Raw genomic sequence first — 18,814 nt, 5'->3', positions numbered from 1 at the left:
GGAGCTGCACTCGGAACTCTCACCCCACCTAACGGATCCTACGGGGCGCGCATTCCCGCTGTGCCCGGGCACACGGCGACAGTGCTGGACCGCCCCGGCAAGGGAAAGACCCAACCCCTACGAACGCGCGTAGGAGTGCTTCAGGAGGATCTTGGCCTTGCCGATCGCGGGCTGGTCCACACACGCCGACTCGACGATGTAGGCGGTGACCCGGGTGTCGTTGGCGGCATCGGGCAGTACCACCAGCAGTGCTTCCTTGCCCTTGTAGACGCCCTGCTCCGTGGCGATCGCCGCGTCGTCGCGGCCGATGCCCTTCTGAATGCACTCGGGGACGGTCGGCTGTTTGAAGACGTGATTCTCGGCGTCGCCACCGTTCTCGGACTCCATGCCGAAGCTGCGCGGTGTGCGGGGCTCGTTCTGGGCGCTCCCGTCGGCGACGAGGCCGGTGACCTTGTCCTTGAGGTGTCCCTCGGAGAAGGTGTCCGCGAGTGCGGTCTGCTGCTCGTGGGCAGTGTCGTCGGACGGGCTCCCGCCGGTCAGGGAGGACACGATGACCGAGCCGAGCCCGATGGCGGCAGCGGCGGCCACGGCGCCGAGTGCAGCGATCCTTCGTCGCCTGCCTCGGCGACGGTCGTTGCGGCCGGGGCCGGTGGAGGAGTGTCGGGCGTGCCCGGCGGGCCGGTCGGCCGGTGCCGACGTTTCACGTGAAACATAGGCGTCGTCGTTGCCGGACGAGGCTTCCGTGGGCCGGGGTTCCGGGGTGGCTGCGCCTGGTAGCGGCTCGGCTGCCAGGGCGGCGTCGATACGGGCGGCCACGTCGTCCGGCATGGGGGGCGGGGTCGGCAGGGTGCCGAGCAGACCCTGGATCTCCTCCAGCGACGCGTAGACGTCCGCACAGAGCGCGCAGCTCTCCAGGTGCTGTCGTACGTCGGTGGTCCGTGCGGTCGGGAGGATGCCTTCGGCGAGGTCGGAGATCTCCGCGACGTCCGGGTGTCCGGTCATGTCTGTCGTCGACGACGTCACGCTCGTCCACCTCCGCCCTTCACTGCGGCTGAATCGCTCGGCCCTGCCTTCGGCGGACCCGCACGCTGCGGCCCCGCTGCGGGTGGGACGGATGCCCCCTGCGTCCGGTTCCGCTCCGCGCCCGGTTTCGTCTTCTCCTTGCTGCCGTCAGGCCGGAGGTGGGTGAGCAGCGGCAGTAGCCTGGCTCTGCCCCGGGCGCACCGGCTCTTGATCGTTCCGGTCGGTACGTCGAGGACACGGGCGGCCTCCGCGACGGGGTAGCCCTGCATGTCCACCAGGACGAGAGCGGCCCGCTGGTCGGCCGGCAGGGTGTCCAGGGCCTCCAGCAGCTGGCGGTGCAGATCGTTGCGCTCGGCGGGCGCCGAGGCCGACTCGTGGGGCTCCAGGAGCTGATCCAGGCGCTCGGTGTCGTCGACGGGCGCGGTCTTCCGTGACGCGGCCTTGCGGGCACGGTCCAGGCAGGCATTCACTGTGATCCGGTGCAGCCAGGTCGTGACGGCGGCTTGGCCGCGGAAGGTGTGGGCGGCCCGGTAGGCGGATACGAGCGCGTCCTGGACGGCGTCAGCGGCCTCCTCGCGATCTCCCAGCGTCCGCAGGGCCACCGCCCAGAGACGGTCGCGGTGACGGCGTACGAGCTCACCGAAGGCGTCAGGGTCGCCCTGGACGTGGCGGGCGAGGAGGTCCTGATCGCTGATGCCGTCGTGAGCGGTGTCATCTGCCATCGGCCTCCTCCCCCTTTCCTCGGAAGGGCCTCAGCCCGTGAACGTCACGTCGGTGATCGCCTGCTTGTAGCCGGCGCCGCTGTAGCCGTCGGACGGAGCATTCGGCACGTCGGTCATCCACAGCAGGACGTACCGCGTCTTGACGGGCTTCGACGCCTTGGCCGTGAGCGAGGTACCGGTCGTGGTGGCGGACGCGATCTCCTGCATGCCGTCGACGCCCGTCGAGGGCGACAGGGAATCGGCGGCGTAGAGGTGCACCGTCGTGTGGTCACCGGTGTACCGGAGTCCTATCGACGCCGTCGAGACGTCCTGCGGTGAACCGAGGTCGTAGACGATGCCGACTCCGGGCTTGTACGGCGCGAGCTTCGGACCGTCGTCGTACTTCTTCGTGCGCCAGAAGGTGGAGGCGTCGCCGTCGTAGGTGTTGGCCACGTCCTGCGGTGCCTGGGCCCCGCCGCTGGCGACGTACTCCTGGGCTTCCTGGACGCTGATCGGCTTGGCCGGCTTGGTCTGCTCGTTGTTCTTGTCGTTGCTGTCCGTCGTCTGGGTCTGGTTCTGGTCGTCGGCCTTGCCGCCCCGCTCCATGAGGGCGTCCGCGAGCTGCCAGCTGCCGAGGCCGAGCGCGGCGATCAGCAGGGCCGAGACGCTCCACTTCAGGGCCTTGCCGGTACGGCTCTGCAGCGGGGGCGGCGGCGTCGGCACGGGCGGGGTGGCACCCGGGTGCGGTGCCGGACGGCCGTACGCGCCCTGCTGGTAGGCCGTGCGCTGGTACTGGGGCGGGGCGGTGTACGCCGGCTCCGGCGGGCGGATGCGCGGCATCTCGCCGATCGCCTTCACCAGTTCCTCCGGCGTGGTGCACGGCGACTCGTGGCGGGAGGCGGTGGCGCCGTCGTTGGCGAGCGCCCGCATCGCCAGTTCGGACAGGCCGCGGTGGACGCCGGCCCGCACCTGGTCCGGCGGGATCAGTCCGATGTCCTTGGGCAGTCCCGCCAGACCATGGGCGTCGCTCTCGTACGGCCAACGCTGGGTGAGTGTGGCGTACAGGAGGGCGCCGATGGCCTCGGTGTCGGTGCGCTGCGGAGTGTCGGAACTGATGCCGCGCAGCGCGGCGTTGACGGCGAGTCCGCGGATCCGCCACTGGCCCGTCGACGTACGCAGCACCGCGTTGGGGCTCAGGCGCAGGTGCGCGAGGCCCTCGCGGTGGGCTGCCGCCATGGCCGAGGAGATCTGACTGACCATCTGGTAGGCGTCGTAGACCTCCAGCGGTCCGGAGGCGAGGAGCGCGGTCAGCTCGGTGGCATCGGGGAGCCACTCGTGCACGACGTAGACGAGGTCGTTGTCCTCGACGGCGTCCAGTACCTGGACGAAGCGGGGGTCGCCGAGCAGGGCGGAGGAGCGTGCCGCGGCCAGCACGGAGCGGGCTCGCGCGTGGTCCGCCGGGAGGAGATGGACTCCGACGGCGCGGCGCAGCTTCTCGTCGACGGCCCGCCAACTGCTGAAGCCGTCCAGACGGGTGACGCACTCCTCGAGGCGGTAGCGTCTGGCGAGCTTGTGCCCGCTGTGCAGTTCGGGAGGCGAGGCTTTGCCGGATTCCTCGCTCGTGGAGTTCCCCTGTGCCTCGTCGCTGTCCGTGTCCCGCTCCCGGTTGTTGGCCACCCCGTCGGCCGTGGACTGGTCCGCCTGTGCGGTCAGCGGCTCATCGCCGCTGTTGTCTGCCACGTCGACGGCAGCTGTGCTCCGTTCCGCCACCGTCGTTCCTGCCTCCCCATTCCGTGCGCGTCGGCCGACTCCCGATCCGCGCGTCCGACGCCGAACCCAATTGTGCCCACAGTCCGCCGCTATGCACGACACACAGCGGCGGGCGATGGTTGTGCGCCTACCCCGCGTCTCAGCGTCCCAGGCGTCCGCGCACCATGCCGACCAGAGAGTTGACTTCCTCGATGCGCATGCGGCGGGCGGCGACGAAGAAGACGCCGAACAGGAGCAGTCCGCCGGCCAGCAGCGCGGCGAACGAGCCCACGACGCCCTGGCCGAGCGCGTGGCTGACCGCGTAGCAGGCGGCACCACCGATCAGAGCGGCCGGTACGGACGCGATGCACAGCCGGGCGTACGTGCGCAGCACCCGGGCGCCGTCCAGGTCACCGCCGAGCCGCTTGCGCAGCCTGCGCCAGGCGACGCCCACGCCGATCACGTAGGCCAGGCCGTAGGAGGCGGCCATGCCGACGACGGCCCAGCGCGAGGGCAGCAGGAGGTAACACAGTCCCGCGGCGGCGGCGTTGACCGCGGCCACGATGACGGTGTTGTAGAACGGCGTCCGGGTGTCCTCGTAGGCGTAGAAGGCGCGCAGGACGACGTACTGCACGGAGTACGGGATGAGACCGAGACCGAAGGCCATCAGCATGTAGCCCATGTTGGTGGCTTCGCTGGTGCCCGAGGAGCCGAACATGAGCGTGCACATCGGGATGCCGAGCGCGACGAAACCGAAGGACACGGGGACGATGGCCACTGCAGTGGTGCGCAGGCCCTGGGAGATGTCGTCACGGACCGCTCCCCCGTCCTCCTCGGAGGCCGAGCGGGAGATGCGGGGCAGCAGGGCGGCCATGAGGGAGACAGTGATGATGGCCTGCGGCAGCCCCCAGATCAGCTGTGCGTTGGCGTAGGCGGCGAAGCCTGTGCCGTCGACGGGTGATGCCTTGCCCGCCGCGGTGGAGAGCTGGATGACGATCATGGCACCCGCCTGGTTGGCGAGCACGAACAGGACCGTCCACTTGGCGAGGGTGATGGCCTTGCCGAGTCCGTGACCCTTCCAGTCGAAACGGAGCCGAAGACGGAAGCCCGTCTCCCGCAGGTAGGGGATCATGGCCAGGGACTGCACGATGAGGCCCAGCAGTACACCGATGCCGAGCAGACGCTCGCCTTCCGGCGGGATGCTCGTGACCTTCATTCCCGAGCTCTCAGCAGTGCCGTAGACCCAGATGAACATTCCCAGGGTCACGATGATGACGATGTTGTTCAGGACCGGGGTCCACATCATCGCGCCGAACCTGCCACGGGCGTTGAGGACCTGCCCCATCACCACGTGCAGACCCATGAAGAAGATGGACGGCAGGAAGAAGCGGACGAAGGTGATGCCGACCTCGTTCGCGGCCGGGTCACTGGCCACCGGGTTGGACAGGAGCTGGATCAGCAAAGGCGCGGCCACGACCGTGATCACCGTCAGCGCGCCCAGCGCCACCATGACAAGGGTCAGCAGGCGGTTGGCGTACGCCTCGCCACCGTCCTCGTCGTCCTTCATGGCGCGCACGAGCTGCGGTACGAAGACCGAGTTGAGTCCGCCACCAACGGTGAGGATATAGATCATCGTGGGCAGCTGGTAGGCGACCTGGAAGGTGTCGCCGAGCAGGCCGACACCCAGTGCCGAGACGATCAGCGCCGACCGGATGAACCCGGTCAGCCGCGACACCATCGTGCCCGCCGCCATCACGGCGCTCGACTTCAGCAGGCCCCCTGCGCGCCCGCCCTTCTTGGGAGCGGCGGCCGGCGGTGCCGCAGGGGCGGGCTCGGGCTCCTGGAGGGGTGCCTCGGCCGCCTCCGGCGTGGGCGCCACCGCGTACTGGCCGGGCGCGGGCGCCGCGTGCTGCCCGGGCGTCGGGGCGGGGCCGCCGTACTGGCCGTGCGCCGGAGCGTTCCCGTACGGGTCGGGCCCCTGGTGCCCTCCGTACTGTCCTGGAGCGGGTGTCGTGCCGTACTGTCCCGGCTCCGCCGCCCCGCCGTACGGACCTGGTACCGGGGCCGGGGCGGGTACGGCCGCCTGGTCGTCGTACGAGGGATGGCCGCCGCCCTGCTGCTGGTCGCGGAACAGGTGCGCGAAGGCGTCCGGCTCGTGACGCTGGTCACCGGCCTGGCCGACCAGGTCGTCCACGCCGACGAACTGGGTGGTCCGAGGGTCGTCGCCGTACGGCAGGTACTGCGTCGGGCCCTCCGGTTCGGGGGCCGGGGTCTGGGCCCAGAGGCGGGGGTCGGGGGCGTGGGGCGACTGGGCGGGCTGGGAGTACAGCGGTTGCTGCGGCGGGTACGTGCCCGGGGGCGGAGGGGGGTGCGCGGCGCGGTCGTAGAGCGCCTCGGAGACCGGGTCCTGGGCGGAGAGGTCCTGCGCCCGGTAGGGATCCTGGTCGTAGGCGTCCTGGAGGTACATGTCCGCGGGCGGCTGCGGCGGCGTATGACCGGGGTCCGGCGGCGGCCCCTGGGGGTGACCCGAGCCGTCCGCGGCCCGACCGCGGTCACCGTCGTACGGCGCGTTCATGGTTACCCCACCTCATCGTCCCGGGCCGACCGGCCACGACATCCTCAACGGTCCACTCTCTCACCCGTGCCGGACGGGTCGGCGCTTTCCGCTGCGGTGTCCGGTGTCGGGTCACTCGGCTGCTCCGGGTCGCCTGCCCGGGCCGGTGCCTCGGACTCCTGTGTGTGACGTGCTTCGGGGTCTTCCGGGTTCTCCGGGGCGTCCTCGGAGTACTCCGGCGTCTCCGACTCCCCGGACTCGGTCTCCTTGTCGGCCTTCTCGGCGGCACGGGCCGCGGCGCGCTTGCGCTGCGTGTACATCCGGAAGCCGGCGAGGACGAGCAGCAGGACGCCGCCGCCGATGACGAGCATCACGGTGGCCGTGATCTCGGTGACCTTCACGTCGAAGGTGACGGGCTCGCCGTACGGCCGCCCGTCCGTCGTGTACAGCTGGGCGATCACCGTCGCCCGACCGTTGGCGTTGGCCGACGTGGTGAACTTCACCGACTGGCTGTGGCCGCCGGAGACCGAGATCGGCTGCTCCTCGTAGCGGGCGCCGTCGATCTCGAGACGCGTGGGGTTCGTCGAGGTGAGCCGCAGAACCAGGGGGCCGACGTCCTGCACCAGGTTGTTCTGCACCGTCACCGGGATCGTGGCGCTGCGGCCGGAGAGCTTCGTCTCCGACTTGTCGATCAGTCTGACCCGCCCGGACAGACCGTCGAGGTACGACTTCACTCCGGCGCGGAACGACTCCGCCTCGGCGGCCCGGCCGCGCCACGACACGGACATCTCCCGGTTCAGGGCGCGTCCGAAGGGGGTCACCACCCGGGCCGGGTCCGAGAGCACGACCTGGAAGCTGGCCAGGGAGTCCTGCGTCCGCGCGCTCTCCACGAAGGCCGACCGGGGCAGCTCCTTCTTGCGCAGCGCAGACGGGTAGGAGGAGGTTCCCGGGACCTTGGTGGTGGCGTCCGGGTCCGGCTTGGCCGCGGAGGCCGCCGCCAGCTTCTGGGACTGGGACCAGGTGCCGCTCTGGAGGGCCCGCAGGGCCTCGGCCATCGCTCGGGCCTGGCTGCCGGAGGGCGTGCGCTGGGGGGCGATGACGACGCTGCGCTGCTTGTCGGTCTGGAGGCCCAGGCCGAGGCTCTGGGCGAGGAAGTGCTGCACGGCGATGGTGGAAGCGGACGCCGCCGTCAGGTCGGCTTCGAAGGCCGTGGACAGCCGGGAGTCCGCCACGACGGCCGTGGTGCCGCCGCCGATGGGACGGGCGGCGGAGGGCGTGTAGGGCAGGCCGTTGGTCTCCTGGAGGCTGTCGCTGCGTGCGATCACCTTGTCGGCGCCCGCGGAGGTGGCGACCTTGATGATCGACCGGTCGACGGCGCCGTCCACGGGCCAGGCGAAGTCGGTGTTCGGCTTCACATGGAGGATCGGCTCGACGGTGTTGTCGACGACGTCCGTCGCGTCCTTGAGCTGGCTCAGGGAGCCGGTGACGTCCGTGCCGTTGTGGGCCAGGGACGCCAGGTCGGGGTCGGCGAAGGGGAGGGCGACGACCTCCTTGTCGGCGACCGCGTCCTGCAGGTCGGCCAGCCACTGCTTGGCGATCGTCTGATGGGTGCCGGCGGTGGTCCTGTCCCCGTCACGGACGCGGTAGCTGCCCGTCATCGCGTCGACGGAGGCCAGCAGGTCCGGATCGACCACCCAGGTGACGTCGAGGTCCTTGCCCAAGGTCACCATCTGGTTCAGGCGGCCGCCGGGGGAGATCTCCTTCGCCAGGTCGTCGTTGAGGAAGACCGGTGTCTGCTCCTCGTTCGGCCCCGTCTCGGCGGCCATGTGCGTCGTCGAGATGAGCGGCCACAGCGCCGTGGTCTTGGTCTTGGTGCCGGCCTCGTCGGGCTGCCACGGCAGGAAGGTCCGCTGGATCCCGAGAATCTGCTGCCACGGCTGTGCGGAGGTCTCACCGGACAGCGAGACGGCGAATTCGTAGACGCCGTCGTCGCCGAGGTTCAGATCGTCGACCGGGACGGAAATGTTGAAGTGCTCGGCGACGCCGGGTGTGAGCTTGGAGAACTTCTCGGTGTACTTGTTGTCGATCTCCGGAGAGATGGAGCCTTGAAGATCGTCGCTGTCCTTGGCGATCGCGTCGACGGACGAGCGGGTGTCGATCTCCGGGCCCACGCGCAGGCCCACATGGGCGTCGGTGACGGTCTGCTTGCCCTTGTTGGTCACGGTGCCCGACACGGTCACCGTGTCCCCGTCCGTGGGTGCGGAGGGGGTGAGCGAATCGACGGCGACCGCCACCGATCCCGAGTCGGAGTCGGCCAGGGCGGCGGTTGCTTCCTGGGCCTGTGCCGTGCCGGCGGCAGGCAGCTGGACCAAGCCGGCCAGCAGCGGCGCCCCGGCGATCAGTGCCGTGGTGCGCCGGAGCCACCGGCGGGCAGGTGAGGCACTGGTCCCCTGGAAGTCTGCCGCCTCGGCCACGCGCTCGCCCGTCCCTCGTCGTGATCAGTGGTCGTCGGAATGTGCGTCCACGCATGGTAACGATGTGCGCCGAGGGGAAGTGCCGCGGAGTACGCCACAAGATCCGCTGTCGGGCCGGGGTTCCCTGTATGTGCGCCTATAAAGGGAGCCGTGCGGAAGTGGGGGATTCGGTGCGCGATCAATGGGGGCGCCTGTCTCCCCCGGGCCACGTACCCTGTTCTGTTGTGCCGAACGCCAACGAAGTCAATCCCACTGTCCTGAGTCAGGAGCAGCACCCCGCGGTGAATGAGCCGCTGCGGACCGCCCCTGTCGCCGACGATCTAGCCCGCCGTTTCCAGGAGGCCGGGTTCTCGCTCGCCCTGGTCGGCGGCTCGGTGCGGGACGCCTTGCTCGGGCGGCTCGGCAACGACCTGGACTTCACGACCGATGCCCGTCCTCAGGACGTACTGAAGATCATGCGTCCCTGGGCGGACGCGGTCTGGGAGGTCGGGATCGCCTTCGGCACGGTCGGGGGGCAGAAGGACGGCTGGCAGATCGAAGTGACCACCTACCGGTCGGAGGCGTACGACCGCACCTCGCGCAAGCCCGAGGTGTCCTACGGCGACTCCGTCGAGGAGGACCTCGTCCGGCGTGACTTCACGGTGAACGCGATGGCCGTCGCGCTTCCGGAGAAGGTGTTCATCGACCCGCACGGTGGACTCGACGACCTCGCGGCCGGCGTGCTGCGTACGCCCGGTACCCCCGAGGACTCCTTCTCGGACGACCCGCTCCGGATGATGCGGGCCGCGCGCTTCGCCGCGCAGCTCGACTTCGAGGTGGCGCCGGAGGTCGTCAAGGCCATGCAGGACATGGCCGAGCGCATCGACATCGTCTCTGCCGAGCGGGTCCGTGACGAGCTGAACAAGCTCATCCTCGCCTCTCACCCGCGCAAGGGGCTGACCCTGCTGGTGGAGACGGGCCTCGCCGAGCGGGTCCTGCCCGAGCTGCCGGCCCTGCGGCTGGAGCGGGACGAGCACCACCGGCACAAGGACGTCTACGACCACACACTCATCGTCCTGGAGCAGGCGATGGCCCTGGAGAGCGAGGGGCCCGACCTGACCCTCCGCCTGGCTGCCCTGCTCCACGACATCGGCAAGCCGCGCACCCGCCGCTTCGAGAAGGACGGCAGGGTCTCGTTCCACCACCACGAGGTGGTCGGGGCCAAGATGACGAAGAAGCGCATGATCGCGCTCAAGTACTCCAACGAGCTGGTGAAGGACGTCTCACGCCTGGTCGAGCTGCATCTGCGCTTCCACGGCTACGGCACGGGTGAGTGGACGGACTCCGCGGTCCGCCGTTATGTCCGGGACGCCGGACCGCTGCTCGACCGTCTCCACAAGCTGACGCGGTCGGACTGCACGACGCGCAACAAGCGCAAGGCGTCGGCGCTCTCCCGCGCGTACGACGGTCTGGAGGAACGGATCGCGCAGCTTCAGGAGCAGGAGGAGCTGGACGCTATCCGCCCGGACCTGGACGGCAACCAGATCATGGAGATCCTCGGCATCCGGCCCGGACCGGCTGTCGGGCAGGCGTACAAGCATCTGCTGGAGCTCCGTCTGGAGAACGGCCCGATGGAGTACGACGCGGCGGTGGCGGCTCTGAAGGAGTGGTGGGCGCAGCACCCGGAGAACGCATGAGAAACGGGCGGCACGTTTCACGTGAAACGTGCCGCCCGCTCAGTTCATGTTTCACGTGAAACATGCCCGTGAAGCAGAAGCGGAGAAGACCCTCAGGCCTCGCCGAGGCAGAGCAGGAACTCTTCACCGTCGCCGGTCTCGGCGTAGAAGCCGGTGGCTCCGTCCACCTTCCGGCACTCCGTCTCGGCGGTCACCGACGTGAAGTGGCCCTTTACCTTCGACAGGACCTTGCCCTCGGCCTCCGAGGAGGAGCAGTCCACGACCTCCATGCGGTCCGAGGACGACGACGCGGACTTCAGGCAGTCACCCACGCCGGCCTGGTCGGCGTCGTCCCGACTGGCGATGTAGCCGCCGACCGCGACACCCACGACGACCACCGCGATGACGATGTTCTTGATCGTCTTGAAGCTCAGCTTGCGACGGGCCGGCTGCGGCGGCACCGGGGCGTACGGCACACCCTGCTGCGGGAAACCGGGCTGGCCGGGCTGGCCGGCCTGCTGCGGGAAGCCCGGCTGCCCCTGGGCGAAGGGGTTCTGCCCCTGAGGCTGCTGCGGAGCCTGCGGCTGGTTCTGCGCGAACGGGTTGCCCTGAGGCGGCGGCTGGGTGGTCACTGGGGGTCCCCCTGGAAATAGATGCGTGTCGCGGACATGCCGCGAGATAAGACGCACGTAAGCTACCGGGTCCCACTGACAACTCTGTAGTCCGGTAGGGCTCTGTGTCACTGATGTGACACTTACCGGCTCTCAAACCGGGCCATAGCTGCCGCAACCACTCCGTAGACCACGGAGACCGTCACGACCAGCGGCACCGATCTGCCGTCCGGCGGCAGCATGAGTGCGGCCACCCCGGCCGCACCGACGAAGGCCACGTTGAACAGCACGTCGTAGACGGAGAAGATCCGGCCGCGGAAGGTGTCGTCGACCGAGAACTGCACGACCGTGTCGGTCGCGATCTTCGCCCCCTGTGTCGTCAGGCCCAGCACGAATGCGGCAGCGAGCAGTGACGCCGTGGCGAACGGCAGGCCCAGCGCCGGCACCAGCACGGTGGCGACCGCAGCGCAGACGGCCATCCAGCGGCCGGGGCCAAGCCGTCCCGCCGCCCAGGGGGTGACCACCGCGGCCGCGAAGAAACCCGCCCCGGAGACCCCGAGCGCCAGCCCCAGCAGGGCGAGTCCCTCGTCCGTGTCCGAGGTCAGGGCGTACCGGCACAGCATCAGCAGCATGACCAGCAGGGCGCCGTAGCAGAACCGCATCAGCGTCATGCCCGCCAGCGCCCAGGCAGCCTCCCGGCGGGCCGGCGCGGCGAGGTGACGTACGCCCGCCACCAGGTCTCGGGCGGTGCCGGTGAGCGCCGAGGTCAACCTCGGCGGCACGCGTGCCGGGTCCGGGCCCAGCAGCTCCACGGCGATCCGCAGCGACGCCAGCGCGCCGCACAGGTAGAGACCCGCTCCGAGCAGCACCACGGCGGCGTCGGAGTCCGAGACCACGAGGCGCACGACGAACGCGAGGCCGCCGCCCGCCGTGGCGGCCAGGGTGCCGGCCGTCGGGGAGAGCGAGTTGGCGATCACCAGACGCTCGGAGTCGACCACCCGGGGCAGCGCGGCGGACAGGCCCGCGAGAACGAAGCGGTTGACGGCAGTGACGCAGAGAGCCGAGACGTAGAAGAGCCAGTCGGGGACGGAGGCGATCATCAGCACCGCCGTCACCGAGGCCAGAACGGCGCGCAGCAGATTGCCGTACAGGAAGACCTGGCGGCGGCGCCAGCGGTCCAGAAGGACACCGGCGAAGGGACCCACCAGGGAGTACGGGAGCAGCAGGACCGCCATCGCGGAGGCGATTGCGGCGGCCGAGGTCTGCTTCTCCGGGGAGAAGACGACGTAAGTGGCGAGCGCGACCTGGTAGACGCCGTCGGCGCCCTGGGAGAGCAGGCGAACGGCGAGCAGGTGCCGAAACCCCTTCAGGCGCAGCAGGATGCGCAGGTCACGGACGACGGCCATGGGGCACAGCCTCACATACGGGAAAGGTCCCCGGGTCATGCGACCCGGGGACCCTCGGCAGACCGGGGTCAGCGGCTTTTCAGCGCTCGACCTCGCCCGCGATGAACTTCTCGACGTTGGCGCGGGCCTCGTCGTCGAAGTACTGGACCGGCGGGGACTTCATGAAGTAGCTCGACGCCGACAGGATCGGGCCGCCGATGCCGCGGTCCTTGGCGATCTTCGCGGCGCGCAGGGCGTCGATGATGACACCGGCCGAGTTCGGGGAGTCCCAGACCTCGAGCTTGTACTCCAGGTTCAGCGGGACGTCGCCGAAGGCGCGGCCCTCGAGGCGGACGTAGGCCCACTTGCGGTCGTCCAGCCAGGCGACGTAGTCGGACGGGCCGATGTGGACGTTGTCCGCGCCCAGGTCGCGGTCGGGGATCTGGGACGTGACGGCCTGCGTCTTGGAGATCTTCTTGGACTCCAGGCGCTCGCGCTCGAGCATGTTCTTGAAGTCCATGTTGCCGCCGACGTTCAGCTGCATCGTGCGGTCCAGGACGACGCCCCGGTCCTCGAACAGCTTCGCCATGACGCGGTGCGTGATGGTGGCGCCGACCTGCGACTTGATGTCGTCGCCGACGATCGGGACGCCTGCCTCGGTGAACTTGTCCGCCCACTCCTTGGTGCCGGCGATGAAGACCGGGAGGGCGTTGACGAAAGCGACCTTGGCGTCGATGGCGCACTGGGCGTAGTACTTCGCCGCGTCCTCGGAACCGACGGGCAGGTAGCAGACGAGGACGTCGACCTGCTTGTCCTTGAGGATCTGGACGACGTCGACCGGGGCCTCGGCGGACTCCTCGATGGTCTGGCGGTAGTACTTGCCGAGACCGTCGTGCGTGTGGCCGCGCTGGACCTGGACGCCGCTGTTCGGCACGTCGCAGATCTTGATGGTGTTGTTCTCGGAGGCGCCGATGGCGTCCGCGAGGTCCAGGCCGACCTTCTTGGCGTCCACGTCGAAGGCGGCGACGAACTCGATGTCACTGACGTGGTAGTCGCCGAACTGGACGTGCATCAGGCCGGGGACCTTGGCCGCCGGGTCGGCGTCCTTGTAGTACTCGACGCCCTGCACCAGCGATGCGGCGCAGTTGCCCACACCGACGATGGCTACGCGAACCGAACCCATTCCGGTTGCTCCCTGTGTGTACGAGTGAGGCCCTGACTGGGCGCTCACGTGGCGGTGTCGCCGGGCGTATCCGGCCGGGGTTCGTCCCCCGGCCGGGGCAGGCCGCCCGTCGCTCCAGATGTCGTGTCCTGTTGAGCGGTCCCCTCGGCGGCGGAACCCCTGAGGTCCCGCCCCGCCCGCTCGCTCTCGATGAGCTCGTTCAGCCAGCGCACTTCGCGCTCCACGGACTCCATTCCGTGGCGCTGCAGCTCAAGCGTGTAGTCGTCGAGTCGCTCCCGGGTGCGGGCCAGGGAGGCCCGCATCTTCTCCAGGCGCTCCTCCAGCCGGCTGCGCCGTCCCTCGAGCACGCGCATGCGTACGTCTCGCGACGTCTGCCCGAAGAACGCGAAGCGAGCGGCGAAGGTCTCGTCCTCGTACGCGTCCGGGCCCGTCTGGGAGAGGAGCTGCTCGAAATGCTCCTTACCGTCGGCCGTCAACCGGTAGACGATCTTGGCGCGGCGTCCCGTGAGGGAAGCGGCGGCCTCGCCGACGTTCCCCGGTTCCTCGATCAACCAGCCGTTGGTGACCAGCGTCTTGAGGCAGGGGTAGAGCGTCCCGTAGCTGAACGCCCGGAACACACCCAGTGACGTGTTGAGCCGTTTGCGCAGCTCATAGCCGTGCATCGGGGACTCGCGGAGCAGGCCGAGTACGGCGAACTCGAGGATGCCGGATCTCCGGCTCATCGTCGCCTCCTCTCGCCCTTATGCCGCGCTGATGTATCGACTCGATACATCAGCACGATAGAACGAGCTTCCGCGTGCGACAAGGGGAGAACTGGTGAACGGGATCACATCAGGGTTTCATCGCGAGCAAGTTGCCTGATTTGAGGTGAACTTCGGGCCCCGGGGGTTTTGACGGTGCGTAGTGTGTGCGCCATGCGAACCACCGGGAACCGAGTGACGTCTGGGGGCGTCCCTGTCCCCGGTGCAGTACGGGTGAATGCGGAGGGGGCCGCATCCGTACTTCGGGGGGACCGGAAACCAGCCGCCTTTACCAGGCGCGCAAAGGTGCGCCTGCCCGAGGAGTAGTCGTTCGATGAGCGAGCACCGTCGCAAACCGCCGCAGCCGCAGGGAGGCGGACGTGCCGCGGCCCGACGCGGCCAGTCCGGCTCGTCCTCCGGCCGCCGCGCGGCACCGCGAGGCGCCACAGGGTCTCCGTCCGGCTCGTACGATCCGGAGAACGAGGAGCGGGCGTACGGGAGTCGCGCCGAAGCCCGGCGCGCGGCACAGCGGAACGGGGGTGGCCGTCGCAGAGCGGCCGAGCCGGGCCGCGGCAGCCGGCGAGGGGCGCCCGGCGGCTCGGCCGGGTCCGGGCGCGGACGTGCCGCGGCGCCCGGCAAGAAGCGGATGATCGACTATCCGCGCCACAACAGGGACGGGTGGCAGCGCTGGGTGCCTTCCTGGAGGCTCGTCTCCGGGCTGTGCATCGCGTTCTTCGGCTGCCTGGTCGGCGCCGCGGGCCTGGCGTACGCCATGGTGAGCATCCCCATCGTCGACGATTCCGCCACGGCGCAGAACAACGTCTACTACTGGGCCGACAACACCCAGATGGTGGCCACGGGCGGTGACCGCAACCGTCAGAGCGTCAATCTCTCGCAGATCCCCAAGGAGATGCGCAATGCCGTCATCTCCCAGGAGAACAAGACGTTCTACTCCGACAGCGGCATCGACCCCAAGGGCATCGCCCGCGCCGTGTTCAACATGGCCAAGGGCGGTGAGACGCAGGGTGGTTCCACCATCACCCAGCAGTACGTGAAGAACGCGATGCTGAACGACCAGTCGCAGACGATCTCCCGCAAGGTCAAGGAAATCTTCGTCTCGATCAAGGTCGGTACGGACGTCTCGAAGGACGACATCCTCGAGGGCTACCTGAACTCCGCCTACTACGGCCGCGGCGCCTACGGCATCCAGGCGGCCGCACGGGCGTACTTCAATGTCGACGCCGTCGACCTCAACCCGGGACAGTGCGCCTTCCTGTCGGCGATGCTCAAGGGCGCCACCTACTACGACCCGGCGGGCTCCGTGTCGGTCGACCCGGTGGGAGCCACGCCGGCGGCCAACAAGAAGCGGGCCCACTCCCAGATGCAGGACACCCTCGACAAGATGGTGGAGTACGGGCATCTGAGCCAGACGGAACGGGCCAAGTATACCGACCTCCCCACCACGCAGAACCCGCAGTCGAACGCGAAGCTCGGCGGCCAGATCGGCTACCTCGTCAGGCTTGCCCAGGCCTCCGTGCTCAAGAGCGGCGCGGTGACGGAGCAGCAGTTGGAGAAGGGCGGCTACTCGATCTACACGACCTTCGACAAGAAGAAGGTCAACGAGCTCGAGAAGGCGGTCAAGAAGGTCTACAAGGAGAAGATCGACCCCAAGAAGCGGCCCGAGACGGACACCCACGTCCAGTTCGGAGGGGCGTCCGTCGACACCCAGACCGGGGCCATCAAGGCCATCTACGGGGGCGAGGACGCCACCAAGCACTTCACCAACAACGCCGACGTGACCGGCGCCCAGGTCGGTTCGACGTTCAAGCCGTTCGTGCTCGCGGCGGCGATGAAGTGGGGTGTGCGCGACCCGGACCTCGGTGAAGTACAGGCCCAGGACGAGCGCACCGTCGTCTCTCCGAAAAGTCTCTACAGCGGCAAGAACAACCTCAAGATCAATAATTACGACGGGTCGATCTGGGAGAACGAGGAGGGCAAGCAGTGGCGTCAGGAGAATGACGGTCAGGACGACGTCGGTGACCCGCCGGACTACAAGATCGATCTCCGTGAGGCGATGCGTGAGTCGGTGAACTCCGCCTTCGTGCAGCTCGGCATGGACGTCGGCCTGGACAAGGTGAAGGAGGCCGCCGTCGACGCGGGGCTCCTGGAGGACAGCCTGGCGGGCTCCGGTTATCCGTCCTTCTCCATCGGTGTCTCGGACCCGAGCGCCATCCGCATGGCGGGCGCGTACGCCACCTTCGCGGACAGCGGAAAGCAGCGCGAGCCGTACTCCGTCACGAAGGTGACGAACAAGGACGGCCCGATCTACACGCACAAGGTCGAGGAGAAGCAGGCCTTCACCGCGAAGGTCGCGGACAACGTCACGGACGTTCTGAAGACCGTCGTCGAGAAGGGAACGGGCACCAACGCCCAACTGCCCGGCCGCGAGGTGGCCGGCAAGACCGGTACGACGGACGGCAACAAGTCCGCTTGGTTCGTGGGCTACACCCCGCAGATGTCGACCGCGATCAGCATGTACCGCTACCCGGACGACGAGACCATCAAGAACCGCACGTTCCTGGAGATGTACGGGACGGGTGGCGAGAAGAAGATCCACGGTGCCTCCTTCCCGTCCACGATCTGGCAGGACTACATGTCGGACGCGATGAAGGGCATGGAGGTGGAGAAGTTCCCGAAGCCGGAGCCCATCGGCGAGGTCATCAACGACACCCCGTCGCCGACCCCGACGCCCTCCCCGTCTCCCTCCGCGTCCGAGACCGAGGAGGCCAGCCCGTCGCCGACTCCGTCGCCCAGTAACACGCAGACCAGCCCCTCACCTCCCGCGCCGACCAATACGTGCGGTGTGTTCGAGTTGGACTGCGACGACGGAGGCAACGCCGGCAACGGCAACGGGGGCAACGGCCCCGGCGGCTCGGAGGGCAGCGAATCGCCTTCTCCAACGTCCAGTGAGACGGGCGAAGAAGGCGACGACAGCGGAAACAGTCGCGGAAACACCATCTGGGGCGCGAACGGTTAGCCGCAGAGCCGCAAGCATGGGTGTTTCACGTGAAACACCCACAAGTTTCACGTGAAACAGGGGCCGTCGCATCCACGAGGGTGCGGCGGCCCCGACGTGTTCCCGGGTGCGTACGGCAGGATGTGCCCCATGCCCAGTGCAGAATCGACGCGAGCCAGCGTGCACGAACCGGACCCGGTGCGGCCGACCAGGGAGGACACGGTCGCCGCGGCCGGTAGCGAGCTGATCGGCGGCCCGATGGGCCGACGTGCCCTGCTCGGCACGTCCTGGTGGACCCCTGTGCGGGTGATCGCGCTCGTGGCGATCGGTATGTTCGCCCTCGGACTGGTCCAGAAAGCCCCCTGCTACAACGGTGCCTGGTTCTTCGGAGCCAGCTCCCAGTACACCCACGCGTGCTACTCGGACATCCCGCACCTCTACCAGGGGCGTGGGTTCGTCGACGGGCTCGTGCCCTACTTCGACAAGCTCCCCGGCGACATGGAGTACCTGGAGTACCCCGTGCTCACCGGTCTGTTCATGGAGGCCGCGTCCTGGCTCACGCCGGGCAGCGGCACCATCCAGGACCAGGAGCAGTGGTACTGGGTGGTCAACGCCGGGATGCTCATGGTCTGTGCGGCCGTCATCGCCGTCTGCGTGACCCGCACCCATACCCGGCGCCCCTGGGACGGCCTGCTGGTTGCCCTGGCCCCCGCCTTCGCGCTGACCGCCACCGTCAACTGGGACCTGCTGGCGGTCGCCCTGACCGCCGCCGCCCTCTTCATGTGGTCCCGGGAGCGTCCGCTGGCCTTCGGCGTTCTGCTGGGCCTGGCCACGGCCGCCAAGCTCTATCCCTTCCTGATTCTCGGCCCACTCCTTGTCCTGTGCTGGCGTGCGGGCAAATGGCGTGCGTTCGGAACAGCACTGGGAGGCGCGGTCGTCGCCTGGCTCGTGGTGAACCTGCCGGTGATGCTCTACGCCTTCGACGGCTGGTCGAAGTTCTACACGTTCAGCCAGGAACGGGGAGTGGACTTCGGGTCCTTCTGGCTGATCCTGGCCCAGAACTCCGACGACCCGCTCAGCACCGAGACCGTCAACACCCTCGCCACGCTCCTGATGCTGCTGTGCTGCGGCGCCGTCGCGGCGCTCACGCTGACCAGCCCCCGGCGTCCGCGGTTCGCCCAGCTCGCTTTCTTGATCGTCGCGGCGTTCATTCTCACCAACAAGGTCTACTCACCGCAGTACGTGCTCTGGCTGGTGCCGCTGGCCGTACTGGCGCGGCCGAAATGGCGGGACTTCCTGATCTGGCAGGCGTGCGAGGTGGCGTATTTCCTCGGCATCTGGATGTACCTCGCGTACACGACCAGCGGTGACTCGCACAAGGGCCTGCCGACGGACGGCTACCACTGGGCCATCGGCCTGCACCTGCTGGGAACGCTGTTCTTCTGCGCCATGGTCGTGCGCGACATCCTGATGCCGGACCGGGACCCGGTCCGGCGGACGGGCGACGACGACCCGTCGGGCGGTGTGCTGGACGGCGCGGAGGACGTCTTCGTTCTGGGCCCCGCGGCTCGTACCGAGCAGCCCGCGGCCCACTTCGAGGGGCCACACGTGCACTGGGGCAAGAGCGGACAGCCGGATCGTTCGCTCTGAGCGAACACACAAAAGGCCGTACACGACGATCACGGGGGGCCACCAAGACGTCGTGTACGGCCTGCGCGCCGGT

Annotated in this window: 12 protein-coding genes; 3 read left to right on the top strand and 9 right to left on the bottom strand. The window is 68.9% G+C overall.

Going from position 1 to position 18,814, the window contains the following annotated elements; all coding sequences use genetic code 11:
* Positions 1-117 precede the first annotated feature (117 nt).
* From ABS735_RS37535 to ABS735_RS37515, 5 genes are all read right to left on the bottom strand, one after another.
* Positions 118-1,002 (bottom strand): anti-sigma factor family protein, encoded by an 885-nt coding sequence (locus tag ABS735_RS37535; RefSeq protein ID WP_373905145.1) that lies wholly within the window; start codon positions 1,000-1,002, stop codon positions 118-120.
* A 17-nt stretch (positions 1,003-1,019) separates the two neighbouring features.
* Positions 1,020-1,745, bottom strand: a complete 726-nt coding sequence (gene sigM, locus ABS735_RS37530) for an RNA polymerase sigma factor SigM (protein ID WP_373904722.1) — start codon at positions 1,743-1,745, stop codon at positions 1,020-1,022.
* Between the two features lie 30 nt (positions 1,746-1,775).
* Complete coding sequence (locus ABS735_RS37525; RefSeq protein ID WP_373904721.1) at positions 1,776-3,494, bottom strand: protein kinase family protein; 1,719 nt, start codon at positions 3,492-3,494, stop codon at positions 1,776-1,778.
* 139 nt (positions 3,495-3,633) lie between these two features.
* Positions 3,634-6,048, bottom strand: coding sequence for a murein biosynthesis integral membrane protein MurJ (murJ, locus tag ABS735_RS37520; protein ID WP_373904720.1), 2,415 nt, complete (start codon positions 6,046-6,048; stop codon positions 3,634-3,636).
* Between the two features lie 44 nt (positions 6,049-6,092).
* On the bottom strand, positions 6,093-8,501 hold the full coding sequence (locus tag ABS735_RS37515) for a DUF6049 family protein (protein ID WP_373904719.1): 2,409 nt from the start codon (positions 8,499-8,501) through the stop codon (positions 6,093-6,095).
* A 224-nt stretch (positions 8,502-8,725) separates the two neighbouring features.
* Here ABS735_RS37515 and ABS735_RS37510 point away from each other — a divergent pair, with 224 nt between their 5' ends.
* Positions 8,726-10,177, top strand: coding sequence for a CCA tRNA nucleotidyltransferase (locus tag ABS735_RS37510; RefSeq protein ID WP_373904718.1), 1,452 nt, complete (start codon positions 8,726-8,728; stop codon positions 10,175-10,177).
* Positions 10,178-10,269: 92 nt separating this feature from the next.
* Here ABS735_RS37510 and ABS735_RS37505 read toward each other — a convergent pair whose 3' ends face one another.
* The 4 genes from ABS735_RS37505 to ABS735_RS37490 form a co-directional block, all read right to left on the bottom strand.
* Positions 10,270-10,788, bottom strand: a complete 519-nt coding sequence (locus ABS735_RS37505; protein WP_373904717.1) for an LppU/SCO3897 family protein — start codon at positions 10,786-10,788, stop codon at positions 10,270-10,272.
* 122 nt (positions 10,789-10,910) lie between these two features.
* Entirely contained in the window at positions 10,911-12,173 is a 1,263-nt protein-coding gene (locus ABS735_RS37500) for an MFS transporter (RefSeq protein WP_373904716.1), read from the bottom strand.
* 79 nt (positions 12,174-12,252) lie between these two features.
* Positions 12,253-13,335: an inositol-3-phosphate synthase gene (locus tag ABS735_RS37495; RefSeq protein WP_109029148.1), complete on the bottom strand. Its 1,083-nt coding sequence runs from the start codon at positions 13,333-13,335 to the stop codon at positions 12,253-12,255.
* Between the two features lie 44 nt (positions 13,336-13,379).
* Positions 13,380-14,057: a PadR family transcriptional regulator gene (locus ABS735_RS37490; protein WP_373904715.1), complete on the bottom strand. Its 678-nt coding sequence runs from the start codon at positions 14,055-14,057 to the stop codon at positions 13,380-13,382.
* A gap of 664 nt (positions 14,058-14,721) precedes the next feature.
* Between ABS735_RS37490 and ABS735_RS37485 the strand changes: the two genes are divergently transcribed.
* Both ABS735_RS37485 and ABS735_RS37480 read left to right on the top strand, forming a co-directional pair.
* Entirely contained in the window at positions 14,722-17,112 is a 2,391-nt protein-coding gene (locus tag ABS735_RS37485) for a transglycosylase domain-containing protein (RefSeq protein WP_373904714.1), read from the top strand.
* A 120-nt stretch (positions 17,113-17,232) separates the two neighbouring features.
* A complete protein-coding gene (locus ABS735_RS37480; RefSeq protein ID WP_373904713.1) occupies positions 17,233-18,741 on the top strand; it encodes a glycosyltransferase family 87 protein in 1,509 nt (502 codons plus the stop codon).
* The last annotated feature ends 73 nt before the right edge of the window (positions 18,742-18,814 follow it).

This window comes from Streptomyces sp. MMCC 100, assembly GCF_041538145.2.
GTDB lineage: Bacteria > Actinomycetota > Actinomycetes > Streptomycetales > Streptomycetaceae > Streptomyces.
This window is presented reverse-complemented; position numbering and strand designations above follow the sequence as displayed.

What these genes read in the sequence shown, in the direction of transcription:
- ABS735_RS37535 (WP_373905145.1), bottom strand. Translation starts at nt 1,002, where the DNA reads ATGACCGGACACCCGGACGTCGCGGAGATCTCCGACCTCGCCGAAGGC.
- sigM (WP_373904722.1), bottom strand. Translation starts at nt 1,745, where the DNA reads ATGGCAGATGACACCGCTCACGACGGCATCAGCGATCAGGACCTCCTC.
- murJ (WP_373904720.1), bottom strand. Translation starts at nt 6,048, where the DNA reads ATGAACGCGCCGTACGACGGTGACCGCGGTCGGGCCGCGGACGGCTCG.
- ABS735_RS37500 (WP_373904716.1), bottom strand. Translation starts at nt 12,173, where the DNA reads ATGGCCGTCGTCCGTGACCTGCGCATCCTGCTGCGCCTGAAGGGGTTT.
- ABS735_RS37495 (WP_109029148.1), bottom strand. Translation starts at nt 13,335, where the DNA reads ATGGGTTCGGTTCGCGTAGCCATCGTCGGTGTGGGCAACTGCGCCGCA.
- ABS735_RS37490 (WP_373904715.1), bottom strand. Translation starts at nt 14,057, where the DNA reads ATGAGCCGGAGATCCGGCATCCTCGAGTTCGCCGTACTCGGCCTGCTC.
- ABS735_RS37485 (WP_373904714.1), top strand. Translation starts at nt 14,722, where the DNA reads ATGATCGACTATCCGCGCCACAACAGGGACGGGTGGCAGCGCTGGGTG.
- ABS735_RS37480 (WP_373904713.1), top strand. Translation starts at nt 17,233, where the DNA reads ATGTGCCCCATGCCCAGTGCAGAATCGACGCGAGCCAGCGTGCACGAA.